The sequence below is a fragment of the Syntrophomonas sp. UBA1041 genome, from assembly GCF_002316705.1.
GTDB lineage: Bacteria > Bacillota > Syntrophomonadia > Syntrophomonadales > Syntrophomonadaceae > DTU019.
The window spans coordinates 2676-3235 of the sequence record NZ_DCEA01000061.1; the positions used below are offsets into that span (position 1 = coordinate 2676).

A 560-nucleotide genomic window follows, 5' to 3' on the forward strand; every position below is an offset into this window, starting at 1 on the left:
GATTATTATAATTTTGAAGCCTTAAATGTCCCCAAAGACCACTCTGCCCGGGATATGCAGGATTCGTTCTATATAGATGAAGATGTCTTGCTCAGAACCCACACCTCGCCGGTTCAGGTGCGCACCATGGAAAAGATGGCTCCGCAGCTTCCGGTTAAAATCGTGGTGCCGGGCAAAGTCTACCGCAAAGACGATGACGCCACCCATTCTCCCATGTTCCAGCAGGTGGAAGGGCTGTTAATCGATCGGCACATCACTTTTGCCGATCTCAAGGGAACCCTGATGCTATTCGCCCAGGAGATGTTCGGCTACAATGTACGGGTGCGCTTCCGCCCCAGCTTCTTTCCCTTTACTGAGCCGAGCGCCGAAATGGACATCTCCTGTGTGATGTGCGGAGGATCCGGCTGCCGGGTATGTTCTCACACCGGCTGGCTGGAAATTCTGGGGTCAGGTATGGTTCACCCCAATGTGCTTCGTTACGGGGGGTATGATCCCGATCATGTTACCGGCTTTGCTTTTGGCATGGGGGTGGAGCGCATCGCCATGCTGAAATACGGCAT

At 53.6% G+C, this 560-nt stretch carries 1 protein-coding gene; it reads left to right on the forward strand.

All coding sequences use genetic code 11. The features are described 5' to 3' along the window. The coding region (gene pheS, locus B2633_RS08665; RefSeq protein WP_483170208.1) for a phenylalanine--tRNA ligase subunit alpha at positions 1 to 560 on the forward strand (560 nt) is incomplete at both ends.